The sequence below is a fragment of the Paraburkholderia bannensis genome (assembly GCF_014200455.1).
Lineage (GTDB): Bacteria > Pseudomonadota > Gammaproteobacteria > Burkholderiales > Burkholderiaceae > Paraburkholderia > Paraburkholderia bannensis_A.
This window is the reverse complement of record NZ_JACHBW010000011.1, coordinates 26,565-45,537: the sequence shown is the minus strand read 5'-3', so window position 1 is coordinate 45,537 and position 18,973 is coordinate 26,565. Positions and strand designations below refer to the sequence as shown.

16 protein-coding genes are annotated in these 18,973 nt (G+C 63.2%); 14 read left to right on the top strand and 2 right to left on the bottom strand.

Translation table 11 applies throughout. The annotated features are described in order from the left end of the window. Positions 1-290: 290 nt before the first annotated feature. Together F4827_RS18990 and F4827_RS18985 are read left to right on the top strand one after the other, a co-directional pair. Positions 291-533, top strand: coding sequence for a hypothetical protein (locus F4827_RS18990; protein ID WP_183725909.1), 243 nt, complete (start codon positions 291-293; stop codon positions 531-533). After that, positions 530-1,993, top strand: coding sequence for a UvrD-helicase domain-containing protein (locus tag F4827_RS18985; RefSeq protein WP_183725907.1), 1,464 nt, complete (start codon positions 530-532; stop codon positions 1,991-1,993). The genes F4827_RS18990 and F4827_RS18985 overlap by 4 nt, the downstream gene beginning before the upstream one ends. A gap of 311 nt (positions 1,994-2,304) precedes the next feature. On the opposite strand, the gene F4827_RS18980 is transcribed toward F4827_RS18985, so the two are convergent. Beyond that, positions 2,305-3,573 (bottom strand): hypothetical protein, encoded by a 1,269-nt coding sequence (locus F4827_RS18980; protein ID WP_260184601.1) that lies wholly within the window; start codon positions 3,571-3,573, stop codon positions 2,305-2,307. 481 nt (positions 3,574-4,054) lie between these two features. Here F4827_RS18980 and F4827_RS18975 point away from each other — a divergent pair, with 481 nt between their 5' ends. From F4827_RS18975 to F4827_RS18940, 8 genes are all read left to right on the top strand, one after another. After that, complete coding sequence (locus tag F4827_RS18975) at positions 4,055-4,999, top strand: dihydrodipicolinate synthase family protein (RefSeq protein WP_183725903.1); 945 nt, start codon at positions 4,055-4,057, stop codon at positions 4,997-4,999. Positions 5,000-5,296: 297 nt separating this feature from the next. Beyond that, positions 5,297-6,448, top strand: coding sequence for a branched-chain amino acid ABC transporter substrate-binding protein (locus F4827_RS18970; RefSeq protein WP_183725901.1), 1,152 nt, complete (start codon positions 5,297-5,299; stop codon positions 6,446-6,448). 87 nt (positions 6,449-6,535) lie between these two features. Further along, a complete protein-coding gene (locus F4827_RS18965; protein ID WP_311673944.1) occupies positions 6,536-7,504 on the top strand; it encodes a 4-hydroxyproline epimerase in 969 nt (322 codons plus the stop codon). Next, positions 7,486-8,667, top strand: coding sequence for an FAD-binding oxidoreductase (locus tag F4827_RS18960; protein WP_183725897.1), 1,182 nt, complete (start codon positions 7,486-7,488; stop codon positions 8,665-8,667). The genes F4827_RS18965 and F4827_RS18960 overlap by 19 nt, the downstream gene beginning before the upstream one ends. Next, a complete protein-coding gene (locus tag F4827_RS18955) occupies positions 8,660-8,926 on the top strand; it encodes a 2Fe-2S iron-sulfur cluster-binding protein (protein ID WP_183725895.1) in 267 nt (88 codons plus the stop codon). The genes F4827_RS18960 and F4827_RS18955 overlap by 8 nt, the downstream gene beginning before the upstream one ends. Beyond that, entirely contained in the window at positions 8,923-10,191 is a 1,269-nt protein-coding gene (locus tag F4827_RS18950) for an FAD-dependent oxidoreductase (RefSeq protein ID WP_183725893.1), read from the top strand. Before F4827_RS18955 ends, F4827_RS18950 begins: the two co-directional genes overlap by 4 nt. Positions 10,192-10,299: 108 nt before the next feature. Next, on the top strand, positions 10,300-11,073 hold the full coding sequence (locus tag F4827_RS18945) for an AraC family transcriptional regulator (RefSeq protein ID WP_260175299.1): 774 nt from the start codon (positions 10,300-10,302) through the stop codon (positions 11,071-11,073). Between the two features lie 314 nt (positions 11,074-11,387). Continuing rightward, positions 11,388-13,016, top strand: coding sequence for an aldehyde dehydrogenase (NADP(+)) (locus F4827_RS18940; RefSeq protein ID WP_183725891.1), 1,629 nt, complete (start codon positions 11,388-11,390; stop codon positions 13,014-13,016). A gap of 296 nt (positions 13,017-13,312) precedes the next feature. On the opposite strand, the gene F4827_RS18930 is transcribed toward F4827_RS18940, so the two are convergent. Beyond that, a complete protein-coding gene (locus F4827_RS18930) occupies positions 13,313-13,570 on the bottom strand; it encodes a hypothetical protein (protein WP_183725889.1) in 258 nt (85 codons plus the stop codon). 265 nt (positions 13,571-13,835) lie between these two features. On the opposite strand from F4827_RS18930, the gene F4827_RS18925 reads away from it, so the two are divergent. The 4 genes from F4827_RS18925 to F4827_RS18910 all read left to right on the top strand — a co-directional run bounded on the left by F4827_RS18925 (position 13,836) and on the right by F4827_RS18910 (position 18,810). Beyond that, positions 13,836-14,654, top strand: coding sequence for an IclR family transcriptional regulator (locus tag F4827_RS18925; protein WP_183725887.1), 819 nt, complete (start codon positions 13,836-13,838; stop codon positions 14,652-14,654). 88 nt (positions 14,655-14,742) lie between these two features. After that, a complete protein-coding gene (locus F4827_RS18920) occupies positions 14,743-15,459 on the top strand; it encodes an amino acid ABC transporter permease (RefSeq protein WP_183725885.1) in 717 nt (238 codons plus the stop codon). A 131-nt stretch (positions 15,460-15,590) separates the two neighbouring features. Next, on the top strand, positions 15,591-16,448 hold the full coding sequence (locus F4827_RS18915; protein WP_183725883.1) for an ABC transporter substrate-binding protein: 858 nt from the start codon (positions 15,591-15,593) through the stop codon (positions 16,446-16,448). Positions 16,449-16,704: 256 nt separating this feature from the next. Next, positions 16,705-18,810, top strand: a complete 2,106-nt coding sequence (locus tag F4827_RS18910; RefSeq protein WP_183725881.1) for a bifunctional diguanylate cyclase/phosphodiesterase — start codon at positions 16,705-16,707, stop codon at positions 18,808-18,810. The last annotated feature ends 163 nt before the right edge of the window (positions 18,811-18,973 follow it).

Sequence of the window (18,973 nt, the reverse complement as noted above, 5' to 3'; positions counted from 1 at the left end):
GTATCGAATGCTTTGGTGCGTGTCACCTTGCAACTTCCGGGCAGGTAGAACCGGACGGTTGTAGAACTTTCGGTTGCGCTGTACGGGCGAGCCGGGATCGACACGACGCCGGAGTTTGACGAATGGAGGCGATGGATCGGGTAGCCCATGACCACCACCTTGCAAGACGTCACGCCGACGCGAAGCGTGTAGTCCTGCGACGCATGGCACTCGGAGCAGAAAGCGTGCCGCAATGTACAGCGAGGCGCATGCGAGAATGCCGTACCCGTCCTCCCTCTGAAGGAACTGCAATGTCCATTGATCCGGCAGACCTCGAAATTGCCACCCTGCAAGCGGAGAAAAGTTTGCTCGTCCATGAACTGCGGATGGCCCATCACATCATCCGTAATGCCCTGGCTGTCATGACGACAGCGCAGCAAGTCGCCTGGGCCGGGATGAATGCACGCGACGGCGTCGACGGCGAGGGCGCCACCCGCGCTGCGGAGCGCGATGCCTTGCTGGCCCAGCCGCGTATGGCGGTTGGATCGGCATGAGCCGGGCATTCGCTCCGACTGCAGAGCAGGTTATCGCGGTAGATGCCGCCCACCGCGGCGGCAACCTCAAGATCAAGGCCTACGCGGGGGCTGGCAAAACCTCGACCCTTGGTCTGGTCGCGCAACGGCTGGAAGGGCGTCGCGGACTCTATCTGGCATTCAATCGTGCCATCGCGGATGCGGCGGCGCGCCGGTTTCCGGCGCACGTCGCCTCGCGCACGATGCACGCTCATGCGTGGTCCGCAGTCGACGCGCAGCTCAGAAGCCGGGGCAATCTGGAACCCGAGCCACCGCATAGGCTGGCTGCGCGCTTCGGTATCGGCGCAATCGAGGCGCGCACGGTGACCGGGCGGCGCGTGGAGATTCTGCCGTTCGAGACCGGACGTCTGATTGCCGATGCGCTCGGGCGCTTCTGCCGTTCGGCCGACACGGAGCCGGACGTGCGTCACGTGGTGGTTGACGAAAAGATCGACGAGGCGGTTGCTGCCGAATTGCGCGCCTGGCTGCTGCCTGCGGTTCGCCGGCTTTGGGAGGAGAGCGTAGCGGCCGGCTCCCGCAGTGCGGTCTCACCCGACGTCGTGCTCAAGCTTTGGGCAATGTCCGAGCCGCGGATCGAAGCCGATTTCATCCTGTTTGACGAGGCGCAGGATAGCGACGCCGTCATGCTGTCCGTGCTTGCGCGACAGCGCCACGCGCAGGTGATCTACGTGGGCGATCCGTACCAGCAGATCTATGAGTGGCGTGGCGCGATCAATGCCATGTCGCAGATCGCTGCTCCCGAATGCGCGCTCACGGAATCGTTCCGGTTTGGCACGAGCATCGCCGCACTGGCCAGCCGTCTGCTCAGCCGCCTCGGCGAGCCTGTGCCGCTGCGCGGTCAGAGCGCCATCGGTTCCATGCTGGTCGAGGATCCTTCGATCGCGCCCCCGGTCGATGCCGTGCTGTGCCGCAAGAACGTGACGGCGATCTGGCAACTGGCCGCCGGGCTGGAGGCCGGGCACCGTCCGGCGATCAGGATGAGCGCCGCCGAGATCACGGCGTTCGCCGATGGCGCCGATCTCTTGCTGGCCGGGCAGCGCGCATTCAAGCCAGCGGCGTTTTCCCTGTTCGAAAACTGGGCTGATGCGCAGGCGTTCTCGCGCACGCCGTTCGGCCAGGATTTAGTGCCGCTGGTGCAGATCGTCGACGAACTGGGCACCGGTTATCTGCGATCGCTTGCGCAGCACAGTGCGTCCGGTCAGCTGGCGGATTACGTCATTTCAACGGTGCATCGGGCCAAGGGACTGGAGTGGAAGCGGGTGAGGGTAGCGAACGACTTCCGCTTTCGTGGTGCCGATGGCAGTCCGGTTCCCGAGGAGGACGAGATCCGTCTGCTGTACGTCGCACTCACGCGCGCGCAGCATGTGCTGGACATTTCCGGAATGCGCGACGATCTTGTGCGACTGATTACCCGTCGTTGAGCATCCGACCGTGAGCGGCAGCCGCGCCGTAGGCTGCCCCAAAGCGCGCCCGTTAAAGAGAAAGCCCGCCAATTGTGCGGGCTGAATTCATATCCGGAAACACGGAGGAGACAAATCGAATCGTTTTTTGTACGTGGCCCAAGTCGCCGGGTACATCAAGAAGACGAGAAAAGCGATTCGCAGCCATTTTCACGCACGACCACGTGCTTTTCGACTCGCGGCGCACGTCGCGCGAAGGCTTCGTTGCCCCCGGCACGGCACGCCCGGCACGGCGGCCTTTTCTGAGAACCGGCGTCGCCCGCCGTGGCTGCCTACGGCGAAATTTTAGCCGCCGCTGTCTTCCGTTGGCTGGCAAGCTCCGCCGATGAATAGTAAATCAGCGGATTCGGCATGCGTGTCGGCGTGGCGCAGGTTTCGATTGCGTGTGCTTGCGGCGGCGGGCAGGCGGCCAGATCGTCCATCAAGGCCTGGGTGCGCTCCTGATAGCGCGCAGCGGTTTCACCCGACGATGGCAGGCCGCCCGGCGTAATCAGCCGCATTTCGATCTTGCGGATCGGCGCTGCCGCAGCAAAGGTACTCTGGTATTGCAGCACGACGCGCCGGCTGCTCAAGTCGACGGTGGCAAGCACCACGCGCATGGGCACCGGGATGATGGCCCCCGAGCGATAACGCAGCAGCACGTAGGGAACGAAACGTTGCGGCAGTTGCAGGTCGACGCGCATGCCGGTGTCCGCGCGCACGCGCAGCACCGTGCCGTCCGGAATGTAGCGCTGGGTTCGCCAGCCGCGTGTGACGCGTTGAGCGCCGACGCATGGCGCGTAGAAGAATTCGATTTTGTCCGCGTCGTGGCCGGTGTAGATCATCGCGCCATCGTTACGCGCCGATAACGACTTGATGCCGATATTGCCGCCACGGGAAGAAACGGCGGCAAGCGTGCCGCCGCGCACGAATACGCCCGTGTAAGGAAACCATGTCGTGCGCTGGTTTGCCACCGCGCCAAAGGGCTTGCATGCCGTCGACATCGTCTCGCCCTGCATATCGGCGGGCCCAGCAACGGGTTCGCCGGAACGCACATCCAGCAGGCGCAGTTTGCCGGGTGCATCGATGGCAAAGGTCGCCTTCGCATCCAGCGAGTAGTATGCGCCAGCCTGATTGTGGCCCGTGAATAGCTGGCTGGCCAGTGGCGAAAGGTTGGCGACTTCGGGCTCAAGAGACTGGGACTGCGTCGGCGTCGCCGGCGCGCAAGCGGCAAGCGCGAGCGCCACGCCCGCCGCCAGGGCGACCGTGCAACGGGTGGCCACTGGCGGTCGCCGGAGCGACGGTTGCAACGCCTGGCGCGTGCTTGCGAGGAGCAGGCCGGTCAACGAGTGGAATCGTCTGAGGGAAGGAGAGGGGAAGGGATTTAGGCGTGCGCTCATTTCCGCCTCGAAGTGGGTAGCGGGAACGTCATTGTCCAGGAACACGCGAATCGACGACGGCTGTTTGCCCAAACGATGCAGTGAGCACGGGGCGTGGCCTTCCGGATGCTGCGCCGCGTGTCTGGATAAGCAATTTGGACTCCAGATGAAAGGCATGAGCATGGACGCGATCTTGCTGGGCACTGACATCGTCGGCGTGAGTGTTGCGCTGCATCTGCAGGCGCGCGGTGTTGCCTTGCACACGAAAATGCGGACAGGTCCAAATCGCCGGTTTTGACGACGTTTTTGCACCCGGCTTCACGCGTGCCACGACATCATCAGGAGGAGCCTGTCCAAGACGCGTATCTCTACGATCACGTGCGCACGCCTCGCGTCAAAGGCTGCGCGGACGAATGCCTGCACCAAATCACGCCGATCCCGCGCGCAGCCCAGACGCTTGCGGCGCCGAGCGAGCGTAGCCCATGCCCCTATGCAGAAATCGTCATCAGAACCGGGCTACGGAAACAAGACGGCCATTTTTGCCTTGCCTACGATTACCGCCATGAACACAGTCGCGGAATTCGGCTCAGCTACGAGGCGGCGTGTTCTACGAGCGAGCAATCCGCCTTGCGGCTTCCAGATTATTGAGGATCCATAGAACACCATGAGCAACAACATCTTCACGGGTACGATTCCGGCCCTCATGACGCCGTGCACGGCAGAGCGCACGCCTGATTTCGACGCGCTCGTCGCCAAGGGGCGCGAGTTGATCGATATCGGCATGTCGGCGGTCGTTTACTGCGGCTCGATGGGCGACTGGCCGCTGCTGAGTGAAGCGCAGCGTCAGGAAGGCGTGGCGCGTCTGGTAGCGGCCGGCATTCCGACCATCGTCGGTACGGGTGCGGTCAACTCGAAAGAAGCGGTTTCTCATGCTGCGCACGCGGCGAAGGTGGGGGCCGGCGGCTTGATGGTGATCCCACGCGTGCTGTCGCGTGGCGCGAGCGCCGCGGCGCAGAAAGCGCATTTCGCTGCGATTCTCGAAGCCGCGCCCGCGCTGCCCGCCGTGATCTACAACAGCCCATACTATGGCTTCGCCACACGCGCCGACCTGTTCTTCGAACTGCGCGCGAAGTATCCGAATCTGATTGGCTTCAAGGAATTTGGCGGCGCTGCGGACATGCGTTACGCCGCCGAGCACATCACCAGCCAGGACGACAGCGTCACGCTGATGGCAGGCGTCGATACGCAGGTTTTCCATGGCTTCGTGAATTGCGGCGCGACGGGCGCAATCACTGGCATCGGCAATGCGCTGCCGCGTGAAGTCCTGCAACTGGTCGACCTGTGCCGCAAGGCAGCCAAGGGGGATGTCACCGCGCGTCGCCAGGCGCGCGAACTGGAATCCGCGCTCGCGGTGCTGTCGTCGTTCGACGAAGGCGCCGATCTGGTTCTCTACTACAAGTATCTGATGGTCCTGAACGGCGCGACGGAATACACGCTGCATTTCAACGAGACCGATGTCCTGAGCGACGCGCAGCGCAACTATGCCCAAACCCAGTATGCGTTGTTCCGCAACTGGTACGCGGGCTGGTCCAAAGAGGTGAGTGCCTGAGGCCTTGGCGCCACAGACCGTCCTCGCAACCGCCGCAATGCAGCAAACGAAAGCGCCCAGTGGGCGCTTTTTTTGTCGGCTTCATTAAGGACATGCTGATCGGCGCTATGCCGATTTCTGCATTTCTACTGTCGAATTTCGTCAAGACTCCTCGGTTTTTGGAATCTTATATTGCTCTCAGCCCACTACCGGTCAAGCCGGAACAGCGCGAGGCGAGTACCCGCAACACCCATTGCGCCACTGAGCCAATAAGGCTGCCGGGCACGGGGTTTTCCATTATCGAGGAGCACGACAACAATGCAATTTCAGCGCACGGCTATTTCCAGCGCGTTGGTCATGGGCCTGGCCCTGGCTGGCGCACCTTGCTCCTTTGCGGCATCGCCGGTCGATATCAAGATCGGTTTTGCAGCGCCGCTCACGGGCGGTCAGGCGCACTACGGCGCGGATTTCCGCAGCGGCGTTCAACTCGCGATCGAGGACATGAACGCGACCAATCCCGTCATCGGCGGCAAGCCCGTGCGTTTCGTGCTGGACGCCCAGGACGATCAGGCCGACCCGCGCACCGGCACCACCGTCGCGCAGAAGCTGGTGGACGATGGCGTGGTCGCGGTGATCGGCCACTACAACTCGGGCACCAGCATTCCGGCCGCGCCGATCTACGCGAAAGCGGGCACGCCGCAGATCGCGATGGCGACATCGCCCACCTATACGCGTCTGGGTCTGCCCACCACGTTCCGTCTGCTGACGTCGGATACGCAGCTTGGCAGCGTGCTGGGCGATTACGCCGTGAAGGGCCTCAAATTCAAGCGCCTCGCGATCGTCGACGACCGTACCGCATACGGCCAGGGCGTGGCGCAAGAGTTCACCAAGGCTGCCAGGGCAGCGGGCGCAACGGTCGTGGACGAAGAATATACGAGCGACAAGGCGGTGGATTTCCGTGCGATTCTCACCAAAATCAAGGCCTCGAATCCCGATGCCGTCTTCTACGGCGGCGCCGATACGCAGGCCGCGCCGATGCTCAAGCAGATGCGCTCGCTGGCGATCAAATCCGTGCTGATCGGCCCGGATATGCTGCAGTCCGATAATCTCATCAAGGTGGCGGGCGAGGCTTCGGAAGGGACGCTAGCCGCATCGGAAGGCAGCCCGCTGGCGCAGATGCCGGGCGGCAAGGCCTTCGGCGAGCGCTATGCGAAGCGCTTCAACCAGCCCGTGGAGTTGTACGCGCCGTATGCCTACGACGGCACCATGGCCGTGTTCAACGCGATGAAGAAGTCCGACTCCACCGATCCGCACGTCTTTCTCACCGCGCTGAAGGCGACCAACATGAAGGGCGTCACCACCAGCGAGCTGGCCTACGATCAGTATGGCGATCTCAAGTATGGCGGCGTGACTGTGTACAAGGTCGTCAACGGCGCATGGAAGCCGTTGCAGACCGTGGGCACGAAATAAAGGCGGCAAGGCGGCCCGCGCCCTGTGCAGAAATCGTCATCGCTGCGGGGCCGTTCGAGCAAGACGGCCTTGCGGGCGATGCCTACGATTGTCGACATGAACACCGTTACCGTTATCGACTCCCATACCGGCGGCGAGCCTACGCGGCTCGTCGTTGAAGGCGGCCCCGATCTGGGCCGTGGCCCGCTCGCTGAGCGGCTTGAAATCTTTCGGCGCGATTTCGCTCATGTGCGCGCCGGCGTGGTCAACGAGCCGCGCGGCTCCGATGTGATGGTCGGCGCGCTGCTCTGCGAACCGCACGATCCCAGTTGCTCGGCCGGGGTGATTTTCTTCAATAACGTGGGTTTTCTCGGCATGTGCGGGCACGGCACGATCGGTTTGATCGTTTCGCTTGCGCATCTGGGCCGCATCGCGCCTGGCGTGCATCGCGTCGAAACCCCCGTGGGCGTGGTCGAAGCCGAATTGCACCACGACGGCAGCGTGAGCGTGCATAACGTCCCCGCTTACCGTTATCGCTCGGAGGTGCCGCTGGACGTGCCGGGCCTCGGCCGCGTGCATGGCGATATCGCGTGGGGCGGCAACTGGTTCTTCCTCGTTGCCGATCACGGCCAGACGCTCGATTTCGCCCACGTCGAATCGCTTACAGACGCTGCATGGAAGATCCGCGCCGCGCTCGAAGCCAATCGCATCACGGGCGAAGACGGCGCGCTGATCGACCATATCGAACTGTTCGCGGATTCCAGCGTGGCTGGCATCGATAGCCGCAACTTCGTGCTGTGCCCCGGCAAGGCCTACGACCGCTCGCCGTGCGGCACCGGCACCAGCGCGAAAATCGCCTGTCTGGCGGCCGATGCCGTGCTCGCGCCCGGCGCGCTCTGGCGTCAGGAAAGCATCATCGGCAGCGTGTTCGAGGCGAGTTACGAGCCTTGCGAAGACGCGCAAGACACGGGCCGCGCATACGTGCGCCCGAGCATTCGCGGCAGCGCCCACGTGAGCGCCGAAGCGAAGCTGATCTTCGCCGCCGACGATCCTTTCGCATGGGGCATCCGCGCGTGAGCAAGCCTTTGCATTCGAGTCCCGATGTGATCGTGGTGGGCGCGGGCATCGTCGGTGCGGCTTGCGCGCACGAACTGGCGCAGCAGGGCGCGGACGTGCTGGTGCTCGACCGCGCGGGCGTGGGCGGCGGCGTGAGCGCGGCGGGCATGGGCCATCTGGTGCTGATGGACGACAGCCCCGCCGAGTTTGCGTTGTCGGCATGGTCGCGAGATTTATGGCTCGATCTCGCGCCGCGCTTGACGCAGCGCGAGGCGTTCGCGCGTTGCGGCACGCTCTGGGTGGCCGTGGATGACGAAGAATACGAACTCGCGCAAACACGTCGGCAGGCGCTGACGGGTGCTGGCGTGGCGTGCACACTGCTCGACGCCCAGCAGGTGCGCGAAGCCGAGCCAGCCTTGCGCGAAGGCCTGCGCGGCGGCATGCTGCTCCCCGACGACGCCGTGGTCTATGCACCGGCCGCCGCCGCGTGGCTGCTCGCGCAACCGGTGAAAGGGCGTGTGACATGCCGGCTCGATACACAGGTAGCGCGCGTGGATCGTCAGGGCGTTGTGCTGGCCGATGGCGAAACGCTTGCGACGGGCGCCGTGCTGCTGGCCAACGGCCTGCAGGCCGCCGATCTGTTGCCCGGCCTGCCGATGCAGGAAAAAAAAGGACACCTGATCATTACCGATCGCTATCCGGGCACGATCCGCCATCAGATTCTGGAACTCGGCTATATCAAGAGCGCACATAACGCGAGCGGCACGTCGGTGGCCTTCAATGTGCAGCCGCGCCCGACCGGGCAGATCCTGATCGGATCGTCGCGCCAGTTCGATAGTGTCGATCCGGCCATCGAGCCCGGGATCCTCGCGCGTATGCTGCGCCGTGCCGCACAATTCCTGCCGGAATTGCCGACGCTCAACGCCATTCGCGCGTGGACCGGCTTTCGCCCCGCAACGAGCGATGGCTTGCCGCTGATCGGCCCAGCCGGGCCATTTGCCAGCGAAACCTGTCATCGGTCCACGTGGCTCGCGACGGGGCATGAGGGCCTGGGCGTGACGACCGCGCTCGCCACCGGCAAGCTGATCGCCGCGCAGATGCTCGGGCTGGGCGATGTATTGCCGATCGATCCTGCGCCGTATCGACCCGCGCGCTTCGAAGAAGCCGGAGTCAGCCATGTCTGAAATGTTGACGCTCGATGTGGACGGACGCAGCGTGCAGGTCGCGCGCGGCAGTGCCGTGGTGGCCGCCATCGCGATCGCAACCGGCAACGCCGGCGTAGTGACGCGCGAATCGGTGCGCGGCGCGCAACGCGGGCCGCTGTGCGGCATGGGCGTGTGCCAGGAGTGCCGCGTGACGATAGATGGCGTGCGCCATCGGCTTGCCTGTCAGACACTCTGTGCGCAAGGCATGGACATCAGGACGGCGAGGTCTGCGGTATGAATTTCGATATCCTTATTATTGGCGCAGGACCGGCCGGTTTGAATGCTGCGAGGGTAGCCGCGCAGGCGGGCGTGACGGTCGGCATTGTCGACGACAACGCGCTGCCCGGCGGCCAGATCTGGCGTCAAGGGCCGCAATATCTAGCCAAAGGCCGGGCGCGCATTGCTATCGACGCGATTCACGGCGCTGCGAACATCACCTGGCTGAACGGGACGCGTGTCTTGCAGGCTCGGGGCGCTGGCCGCCTGCTGGTGGAAGACGCTGAACGAGGCTTTATCGTCGGCTACGGCAAGCTGATCGTCGCGACCGGCGCGCGCGAGCGTTTTCTTCCGTATCCGGGCTGGACGCTGCCGGGCGTGACTGGAGCAGGGGGCTTGCAGGCGCTCATCAAGAGCGGCATGCCGGTGCGCGGCGAACGCATCGTGATCGCCGGTACAGGGCCGCTTCTGTGGGCTGCCGCAGTGACAGCGCACGAACAGGGCGCGCAGATTGCGGCGATTGTCGAACAGTCGTCGGCGCAGGCGGTGCGCGGTTTTGCGGCGTCGCTCATCCGCACGCCGGCCAAACTCGTTCAGGCAGCGCGCATGCGTTTCGATCTGCGCGCGACGCCGTATCTTTGTGGCGCGCACGTGTGTGCCGCACAGGGCGACGGGAAGCTTGCACAGGTAACGGTGCGGCAAGGGGCCAGGCAAATTCAGATCGACTGCGATCGGCTCGCGTGCGCCTACGGACTCGTGCCCAATACCGTGCTGGGTACGGCGCTGGGCTGCCGTAGCGAGGAAACGCAGGGCGTTGCCGCAATCGTCGTCGACGATCTGCAGGCAAGCACCCAGCCCGATGTCTATGCTGCGGGCGAAGCCACGGGCGTGGGCGGGATGGAACTGGCTGCGCTCGAAGGGCAAATTGCGGCACATGCCGCGCTCGGCAACGTCACGCAGGCGCGGGCGCTGTTTGGCGAGCGTGAGCGTTACCGTCGCTTCGCTGTGCGGATGCACGCGGCCTTCGCGCTCGATCCGCAATTGCGCGGCCTCGCCACGCCCGATACCGTGCTATGTCGCTGCGAAGACGTGCGTTTCGCGGATGCCGCGCAGCATCGCAACTGGCGAGATGCCAAACTGCACACGCGCTGCGGCATGGGGCCGTGCCAGGGCAAGATCTGCGGCGAAGCCGCCGCGTTCTGTCTGGGCTGGTCGCGCAACGGACCGCGTGCGCCATTCTCGCCCGCGCGCATCGGCACCTTGATGGAGACGCAAACGCAGGCCTGAAGCGCTCACGCGGGCGGTGCAAAAAACGCCTTCCGTATTTCTTTGCAGGTGGGCAAGCGCGGGTGACGAAGGCATAATCGAGCCGATCCCGACTTGCCACGCCTTGCGATGCCCGACCTGCTCCTGCCCGCCCTCGGCGCAAAAACGACGTTTCCGGAGATGGTGGCGCATTTCTCCCTGCTCGAACCGTTGTTCGACGCCATGCCCGATGTGGTTTTCTTCGTGAAGGATCACGAGGCGCGCTACGTGATCGTCAACGCCACACTGGCGACGCGCTGCGGCTGCAAGGATCGCCGCGCATTGCTGGGCAAAACGGCGGCTGAGGTGTTTCCCTCGCGCTTCGGTCACATCTACATGGAGCAGGACGAAGCGGTGGTGCGCGATAACAGCCGCCTGATCGACCAGCTCGAACTGCATCTCTATCCGGGGCGGCAGCCCGGCTGGTGCCTCACCTCCAAGGTTCCACTGCACGACGCACAAGGTCGCGTGCTGGGCGTCGCGGGTATCTCGCGCGATCTGCAGGCAGCGGAGGGCACGCATCCGGCCTATCAGCGCGTGGCCCTCGCAGCGAAATATATCCAGGACAACTACGCGCAGCCGCTGAAGCTGTCGAATCTGGCGACGCTGATCGATATGTCGGTGGCACAGGTCGAACGCTATTTCCACAAGGTCTTTCATCTCACGCCGCGTCAAATGCTGCTGAAGACACGCCTGGACGCAGCATCCGAACTGCTCGCAAGCGATTCGACGATCACCGAAATCGCCACACGTTGCGGCTATAACGATCACAGCGCATTTACGCGTCAATTCAAGGCGACCGTGGGACTGACGCCAAGTCAATATCGTGCGCTGCTGCATCCTCAAGCGACGCCGGCCGAATAAGAATACCTGGCGTTCTCGCAAGTTTCACGCTCGAAAATCCAGATGTTGTCCCCGATAGCGCCGGTGCGCGTCATTCGCTCATGCACGCCGATATCGATCATTGTGCTGAATTCGTCACGCTCAGACGAGAAAGCCCTCAAGCCTGACCGAATATGGACAGCGATACTTCTTCGCATCGCTGCCGATCTGGTGCGATGTATTTAACGAAGGCAATCTGCGTCTCGATGAAGACGACGAGTAACGCCTCTCCATCGCACTTGACTCGGTGATTGAACCGCGCCACGCCGGCCCGCTTTTCCATTGCAGGAAGCACCATGAGCGAAAGCACTTTTAGCATTGCCGGACAGTCGTTGATCGGCGCGGCAAGCATGAACGGCGAAAACGGCGTTTTTAAAGGCGTCAACGCGCGCACGGGCGAAGCGCTCGAACCTGCTTTCGGTGGCGCAAGCGCCAGCGATCTCGCGCGCGCCTGCGCACTTGCCGAGGCGGCGTTCGATCTTTATCGGGAAACCTCGCTCGAAGCGCGTGCCGTATTTCTCGAAACGATAGGACAACAGATCGAATCGATCGGTGACGCCCTGATCGAACGCTGCATGGCCGAAACCGGCTTGCCGCGCGCGCGCCTCGAAGGCGAACGCGCCCGCACGACCGGGCAGCTCAAACTGTTCGCGGCGGTGCTGCGTCAGGGCGACTACGTCGATGCGCGCATCGATCCGGCGCAGCCTGAACGCAAGCCCATGCCGCGCGTGGACCTGCGTCTGCGCAATATCGCCGTGGGTCCGGTGGCGGTGTTTGGCGCATCGAATTTTCCGTTGGCGTTTTCGGTGGCTGGCGGTGATACGGCTTCCGCGCTTGCGGCGGGTTGCCCGGTGGTCGTGAAAGCGCACAGTGCGCATCCGGGCACTTCCGAACTCGTCGGACGCGCGATCCAGCGTGCCGTGGCGCAATGTGGCTTGCCAGAAGGCGTGTTTTCGCTGCTGTTCGATAGCGGCATCGACATTGGCCGTGCCCTCGTAGCCGATCCGCGCATCAAGGCCGTGGGTTTCACGGGTTCGCGCGCGGCGGGCGTCGCGCTGATGAAGATCGCGAACGCGCGCAAGGAGCCGATCCCGGTCTACGCGGAAATGAGCGCGATCAATCCGGTCGTGCTGTTGCCGCATGCCCTGGCCGCGCGCGGCGAGCTGATCGCGCGTCAGTTCGCGGCGGCGCTTACGCTGGGTGCAGGGCAGTTCTGCACGAATCCGGGCCTCGTGCTGGCAGTGGAGGGTGAAACGCTGCGCGCATTCGAACTGGCCGCAGGCGCGGCCCTGGCCGATGCGGCGGCGCAAACGATGCTCACGCCCCGCATTCATGCGAACTACTGCGCAGGCGTTGAGCGTTTGTCCCGCACCGCGCAGGTCGAAAGTCTCGCAGCCAGCGAGCAAGACAATAAGCAAGACAAAATGCAGGGCGGCCCTTTCGACGCCCAGCCCGCGCTCTTCGCCGCATCGGCACAAGCCTTTCTCGCCGATGAAGCCTTGCGCGCCGAAGTCTTCGGCCCGGCTTCGCTGATCGTGCGCTGTTCGGACCTGAACGAACTGCACGCCGTGCTGGATTCGATCGAAGGTCAGTTGACCGTGTCGGTGCATCTGGAACCAGCCGATCACGAGGCTTGCCGTACGATACTCCCCACCCTTGAGCGCAAGGCCGGCCGCGTGCTCGCCAACGGCCTCGGCACCGGCGTGGAGGTCGGTTACGCGATGGTGCATGGCGGCCCGTTCCCGGCGACCTCGGACGCACGCACCACGTCGGTCGGCGGCCGCGCCATCGAGCGCTTCCTGCGCCCCGTTTCGTACCAGGACTGGCCTGACGATCTGCTGCCCGCCGCCTTGCGCGGGGCCAACCCACAACGTCTCGCGCGCCGCGTGAACGGCGTGCTCCGCCGTGAGGATTGCGGCCACTGACTACGCGGCCGGCGAGGCACGCGCCGAGCGTCTATTCGAAGCGATTGTCGATCAAGGGGCAACACTGCCGTCCCAGCGCCGCTTCGAGGCTCGCGAGCGCAGCGAACGCCGTGGCGTTCGCTTGCCCCTCGTGCTCTAAAACGATGTGCTCAAGCTTCTGGATTGAAGCTCTCTCAGGTTCTTTTTTCTTGACCCGGCCGACGGCCTGTATACCAGGCTCTCTATTTGAATCGGCCGATGTCGGTTCTCTCAGGTTCTTTTATTGAATTCGCCGACACCCTCTTTATTTCAACGCGCTAAGCCTCCAACGAACCGATCAGACGGTCTATTTCACCGAGCTGTCCTTTCGATAGTTGATGGCTTTGCGCAATATCCCGCAAGCGTTTGCGCCAGTACGACGGCGGCAAACCCAGTTCCTTCATGTCCTGCGCAGACAATCTTCCGAGCATCGAGCTGATGTGCCGGATATCGTCATGGGCGAGTTTGTGCGAATGAGCACCCGATGATTTCGGGCTCGCGCCGACTTGAAGGCCCCCTTTAGACATGATTCCCATTGTTTTCGCCTCGGAAAGCGGTGACGCGCATGCCATGCGCATATCGCCGGCGTTGTGACGTCCTGTTGCTATCTATTCGGGTCGAGCGCCGGATCAAGTGACTCGCGCATCGAACGGATGCCAGATTTATTTTCGTTCGGCTATACCGAACGCCGTTCGGTAGTGTTATTTATGGTAGGTTCCACATTGACGGCTGTCAATAAAGACCATGCACAGCGAGCCGAGGTTTTGATCGGTCCAGCGACGGGAAGAACGCGAAATAAAAATGACACAAGCAGCTCAAACCACCGAAGATCGCTACGCACTTCGCAGTGTCAGCCGTGCGCTGGACGTGCTGGAAGCCTTGGGGACCAGTGGCAGCGAAGGGCTAACGGTTGCGGAAATCGCCACCATCATCGGCGTTTCAAAAAGCACGGCGTTCGCGCTGCTGCAAACGCTGCTTGCGCGCAGCTATGTCATCGACGTGCGGCTGGGCGGTTCGCGCCGCTACCGGCTGGGCTTTGCGCTGGTGCATCTGGGCGATCGCGCGGCGGCCGATACGGGCGTCTCGCAGGTGGCCATGCCGGTGCTGCGGGAGCTGACCGACGAGACCGGCCTCACGTCGCGGCTCGCGGTGCTCGACGACGACGGTTACGCCGTGGCGATCAATCGCGTTGATGCACCGGGCATCGTGCGCATCGCCTCCGCGCTGGGGCAACGCGAACTGCCGCATTGCTCGGCGCTCGGCAAATCGCTGATGGCGCTGCTGCCGCCAGCGCGCGTCGTCAAGCTGCTCGCGCATACCGGCATGCCGGCCCGCACGCAATACACGCGCGTGACGCCCGCCGAACTGATGAAGGATCTGATCCTCGTTGCCGAACGCGGCTATGCATTCGACGACGAAGAAGACAATATCGGCGTGGTCTGCGTGGGTGCGGCGATTACCAACCGCGACGGCGAAGGCGTCGCGGCAATCAGCGTGACCACGCTCAAGTCCGGCCTGAGCGACGAAGATCTGCATGCGCTTGGCCGCACGCTGCGCGCTTATGCCGAACGCATCAGCAGCAAGCTCGGCGCGCAGCCGCAGCTTGTTGTACGCGACTGAAGTGCGCGACTGACGTACTCGACTGACGCCTTTTCGATCACTGCACGCTGATCTTCGAACCCGCACCTGCGAGACGGGCGGAACCATCATGCCGACTACCCTTCTGGAACTGTTCGATCTTCACGGCGCGAGCGGCTATCTGCCCGATTTGCTGCGCGGCGCGCTCACGAGCCTCGAACTGACGTTCTGCATCCTGGCGCTGAGCCTGCCTTTCGGCCTCGTGCTCGCCATCGCCAGAATCAGTCACAGTGCCGTGCTGCGCACGCTTGCCGCCGCCTATATCGAGCTGATTCGCGGTACGCCGGCGCTGTTGCAGCTGTTCTATATTTATTTCGTGCTGCCGTCGTTCGGGCTTCGTTTTGATCCCTTCATCGCCGGCGTGACAGGGTTGTCGATCAATTACTCGGCCTATCTTGCCGAGGTGTATCGCGCCGGCATCAAGGCGGTGCCGAAGAGCCAGGTGGAGGCCGCGAAAGCACTGGGCATGTCCGGCGGCCAGACGCTCAAGCTGGTCGTGCTGCCGCAGGCGCTGCGCATCGTGGTGCCGCCGCTCGGCAATTACGCCATTTCGCTTTTCAAGGACACGTCGCTGGTGTCGATCGTGACCGTCAAGGAACTGATGTTCACGGGGCAAATTATTTCGTCGACGAATTTTCAGTACGCCACCGTCTTTACGATTATCGGCGCGATATATTTGGCGTTCTCGTGGCCCAGTGCGCTCGTCGTGCGCTGGCTGGAGCGTAAGATGGGCACGCCGCGCGTGGCAGATTCGTCGTCTGGACGGCGATGGCCGCTGAGAAGTTGAGTGCACGTCGAGTGCGGGCCGAATGAGAAAAGAAGGCTGTAATAAAAAACACGTAGTCAAAGCGTGTAATAAGACCGAAATTACGATTGTTTCATTACGTCGTTAATACATAATCACACTGGGGGTGTTTCATGCGCAAATTCGTGCTGGCGCTCGTCGCCATTCTGGGCGGGCTGGGGCCTTTGTCCAGCGCCTACGCGGACGACAATGGGGGCATTGTCGGCGTGAGTTTCCAGGGCGGAGACGGTTCCTATACACGCGCGGTCCGCAATGGCGTGACGCTGGCGATTGCCGCGGATCCGCCGTCGACGTTCCTCGATGACAAGACGCATCAGTTCGACGGCGCGGACGTGCGCATCTTCAAGGAAATTACGAAGCGCCTCGGCATCACGAAAGTCACCTGGAACATCATGCCTTTCGACGCGATGATTCCGTCGCTGCTTTCCAGCCGCACCGACATCATCGTCGACAATCTGCACGCCAACGCGCAGCGCCTGCGCGTGGTGTCGTTTACGAGTCCCGCTTACTGGTACGGCTCGGCCATCGCCACGCAACGCGGCAATCCCTTGAAGATTCATAGCTGGGACGATTTCGCGGGACGCACCGTCGGCACCTTGCGCGGCAGTATCAATCACCAGTTGCTTGGCGAGCGCAAGGACCTCAAGGAACTCAAGCTCTACACCAGCAGCGAGGCCGAATTCGCCGATCTGATCGCGGGCCGCATCGACGTCGCCATGGAAGACGGCATCAAGATCAGCATGTTCCTCAAGCAGCATCCCTCGTCGGCGATCGAAATGGTGAGCGACTACAAGCCCTTGCCGCAGGAATACGGCTACGCGCGTTACGCGCTGCGCAAGGGCGATGTCGATCTGAATCACGCCGTATCGCGTGCGCTCGACGAAATGCGCGCCGACGGCACGCTCGCCTCGATCATCCAGCAGTTCGGCTATAGCGACCGCAATCTGTGGTTTTTCCCGGTGAAAAACTGATCCGTGCGGCCGCACGAAATTTGCCGTAACGCGATGATGGATTGATCGTGCATTTATGCCCTTCAGATTTTTCCGCATCGACCGTTATCCAGTAGTCGTAACGCATCGATGCGTTCTTTCGACACATGAAGACCACGCCGCGCTGAGAGACGCGGCGTGTGCATGCCGGATCGGCGTGAAGCCGGGCGGTGTTTGCACGACATAGAAACATAAACAGAATGACGCGCCATGGAAACAGGCGCGCAAAGGGCCACGAATGAACGGTGTCTACAACCCGCTATTGACGTGCCTGTCCGTGGTCGTTGCCTTTCTTGCGTCGTATACGGCGTTGGAGGGCGCTGCCACGCTCAGTAGCGTGACCAGCAGCCGCTGGCGCCACGTCTGGCTCGCGGGCAGTGCGTGCGCGATGGGCATCGGCATCTGGTCGATGCACTTCATCGGCATGATCGCACTCACGCTGCCGATTGCGGTAGGGTACGACCTCGACGTGACCGCCGCGTCGCTGGCGCTGGCGGTGCTGGCGGCCCTGGTGGCGCTTGCCACCGTGAGCCGCGGCTGTCTCTCGGCGCGCCGGCTGCTCGTGGCAGGCGCCGTGATGGGGATGGGCGTGGCGGCCATGCACTACACCGGCATGCTCGCCATGCGCATGTCGCCGTCCATCGATTACGATCCCGCGCGCGTGGCGTTATCGGTGGCGATTGCGACCGGCGCGTCCATCGGCGCACTCTGGCTCGCGTTTCATCTGCGCGACTCGCGCCGCGAAAATATCGTCTGGAAACGGCTGGGCGCGGCAGCGGTGATGGCGTTCGCCATTTCAGGCATGCACTACACCGGCATGAGCGCCGCGACTTTCGCGGACGCCAGCCGATGCCTGAGCGCGCACAAGGTCGATGCCAGCGCGCTCGCGCTGATCGTGGGCGTGGCGTCGACGGTCGTGCTGATCGGCACCTTGTGGATCTTCGGCACGCAGGCGAACCGTCTGTCCGCCTCGCTCGACCGCGCCACTCATACGATTCGTCGCCTTGGCACTCACGACGCGCTCACCGATCTGCCCAACCGCGCTTATCTGATGGCGCGCGCGAAAGAACTCGCGCAGCGCGGCGCGCTTGCCGTGCTGTTCGTCGACCTCGATGGCTTCAAGGTGGTCAACGATACGCTCGGTCACAAGATCGGCGACGATCTGTTGCGCCAGGCGGCCGCGCGCATCGCGCAGTGCGCGCACGAGGGCGATCTGGTGGCCCGGCTGGGCGGCGACGAATTCGTGGTTGTGACGGCCGGATCGCCGCGCACGCGCGGCAATGCGTCTGGCCGTCATATCGGCAATATCGGCGATGCGGCGGAAACCGTCGCGCGGCGCATACTCGCGAGCCTCGCCGAAGAGTTCGTGTTGTCCGAAGCGCTGCCCGTGCGGATTGGCGCGAGCATCGGCATTGCGCTCTCGCAGCACGAAAGGGCATCGCTCGACACCTTGCTGAGCCACGCCGATTGCGCGATGTACGCGGCCAAGCGCAGCGGCCGCAACACCTTCCGCTGCTTCGAGGACAGCATGGGCCGCTCAACGCTGCGCTCGCTCCATATCCAGCGCGACCTGCACGTGGCGCTCGCGCGCGAACAGTTCGATCTGGTATTCCAGCCGAAATACACCGTCGACGGAAAGGCGATGACTGGCGCGCAAGCGCTGCTGCGCTGGAACCATCCGGTGCTCGGCGACGTGCCGCCGCTCGAATTCATTCCCATCGCCGAACGCGCGGGCTTGATGATCGCCATCGGCGACTGGGTGTTGCGCCGCATCTGTGCGCATCTGCTCGAATGGGAGCACGAAGCGCCGGGCCCGATGTCGATAGCGATCAATCTCTCGCCGATGCAATTCAATCTGCCGCGTATCGTCGAGCGAATCGACGCCATCGTGACGGCGGCGGGCGTGCCGCCGGAGCGGTTCATGTTCGGGATCAGCGAAGCCACCGCGATGCAGGACGTGGATCGCACGCGCGAGGTGGTGCAGGCGCTGCGCGATCGCGGCTATGCGGTCGCGATCGACGACTTCGGTACGGCACTGTCGAGCCTTGGCCACCTGCAGGATTTTCGCGTCGATCAGATCAAGATCGATCGCGCCTTCGTGAGCGGACTCGACGACGCCTCGTCGCGCAGTTCGGCGCTGCTATCGGCGGTTATGGCGCTCGCGCGCGTGCTCGGCATCGAAGTAGTGGCTGAGGGCGTCGAGACCGTTGCGCAGTCGCTCAAGCTGCTTGCGCTCGATTGCGACCAGATGCAGGGCTTTCTATGCGGATCGCCGCTTGCGGGCGACGAATTCAGACGCGCGATGTCCGGTCCGTCCACGGTCTCGCTCGCATTGAAGAACTAGTTGCGCGCGCATCGTTTAATCCGATGATGCGCAATTGCAGGTATTCGAGTTGACAAGTTACAATCCGGGCGCTGCTTCGCCATTAAATAAATATTTCCTTTTAGGGAAAACCGAGGGCAGGACTTTATCGAAGTCCATTGAAGCGACCAGCGCACGATAAAAA

Excerpts from the sequence above, each read along its gene's own strand:
- F4827_RS18985 (WP_183725907.1), top strand. The coding sequence starts at position 530 with ATGAGCCGGGCATTCGCTCCGACTGCAGAGCAGGTTATCGCGGTAGAT.
- F4827_RS18940 (WP_183725891.1), top strand. The coding sequence starts at position 11,388 with ATGAGCGAAAGCACTTTTAGCATTGCCGGACAGTCGTTGATCGGCGCG.
- F4827_RS18910 (WP_183725881.1), top strand. The coding sequence starts at position 16,705 with ATGAACGGTGTCTACAACCCGCTATTGACGTGCCTGTCCGTGGTCGTT.
- F4827_RS18980 (WP_260184601.1), bottom strand. The coding sequence starts at position 3,573 with ATGCTCATGCCTTTCATCTGGAGTCCAAATTGCTTATCCAGACACGCG.
- F4827_RS18920 (WP_183725885.1), top strand. The coding sequence starts at position 14,743 with ATGCCGACTACCCTTCTGGAACTGTTCGATCTTCACGGCGCGAGCGGC.
- F4827_RS18925 (WP_183725887.1), top strand. The coding sequence starts at position 13,836 with ATGACACAAGCAGCTCAAACCACCGAAGATCGCTACGCACTTCGCAGT.
- F4827_RS18990 (WP_183725909.1), top strand. The coding sequence starts at position 291 with ATGTCCATTGATCCGGCAGACCTCGAAATTGCCACCCTGCAAGCGGAG.
- F4827_RS18975 (WP_183725903.1), top strand. The coding sequence starts at position 4,055 with ATGAGCAACAACATCTTCACGGGTACGATTCCGGCCCTCATGACGCCG.
- F4827_RS18930 (WP_183725889.1), bottom strand. The coding sequence starts at position 13,570 with ATGGGAATCATGTCTAAAGGGGGCCTTCAAGTCGGCGCGAGCCCGAAA.
- F4827_RS18945 (WP_260175299.1), top strand. The coding sequence starts at position 10,300 with ATGCCCGACCTGCTCCTGCCCGCCCTCGGCGCAAAAACGACGTTTCCG.
- F4827_RS18950 (WP_183725893.1), top strand. The coding sequence starts at position 8,923 with ATGAATTTCGATATCCTTATTATTGGCGCAGGACCGGCCGGTTTGAAT.
- F4827_RS18960 (WP_183725897.1), top strand. The coding sequence starts at position 7,486 with ATGGGGCATCCGCGCGTGAGCAAGCCTTTGCATTCGAGTCCCGATGTG.
- F4827_RS18970 (WP_183725901.1), top strand. The coding sequence starts at position 5,297 with ATGCAATTTCAGCGCACGGCTATTTCCAGCGCGTTGGTCATGGGCCTG.
- F4827_RS18915 (WP_183725883.1), top strand. The coding sequence starts at position 15,591 with ATGCGCAAATTCGTGCTGGCGCTCGTCGCCATTCTGGGCGGGCTGGGG.
- F4827_RS18955 (WP_183725895.1), top strand. The coding sequence starts at position 8,660 with ATGTCTGAAATGTTGACGCTCGATGTGGACGGACGCAGCGTGCAGGTC.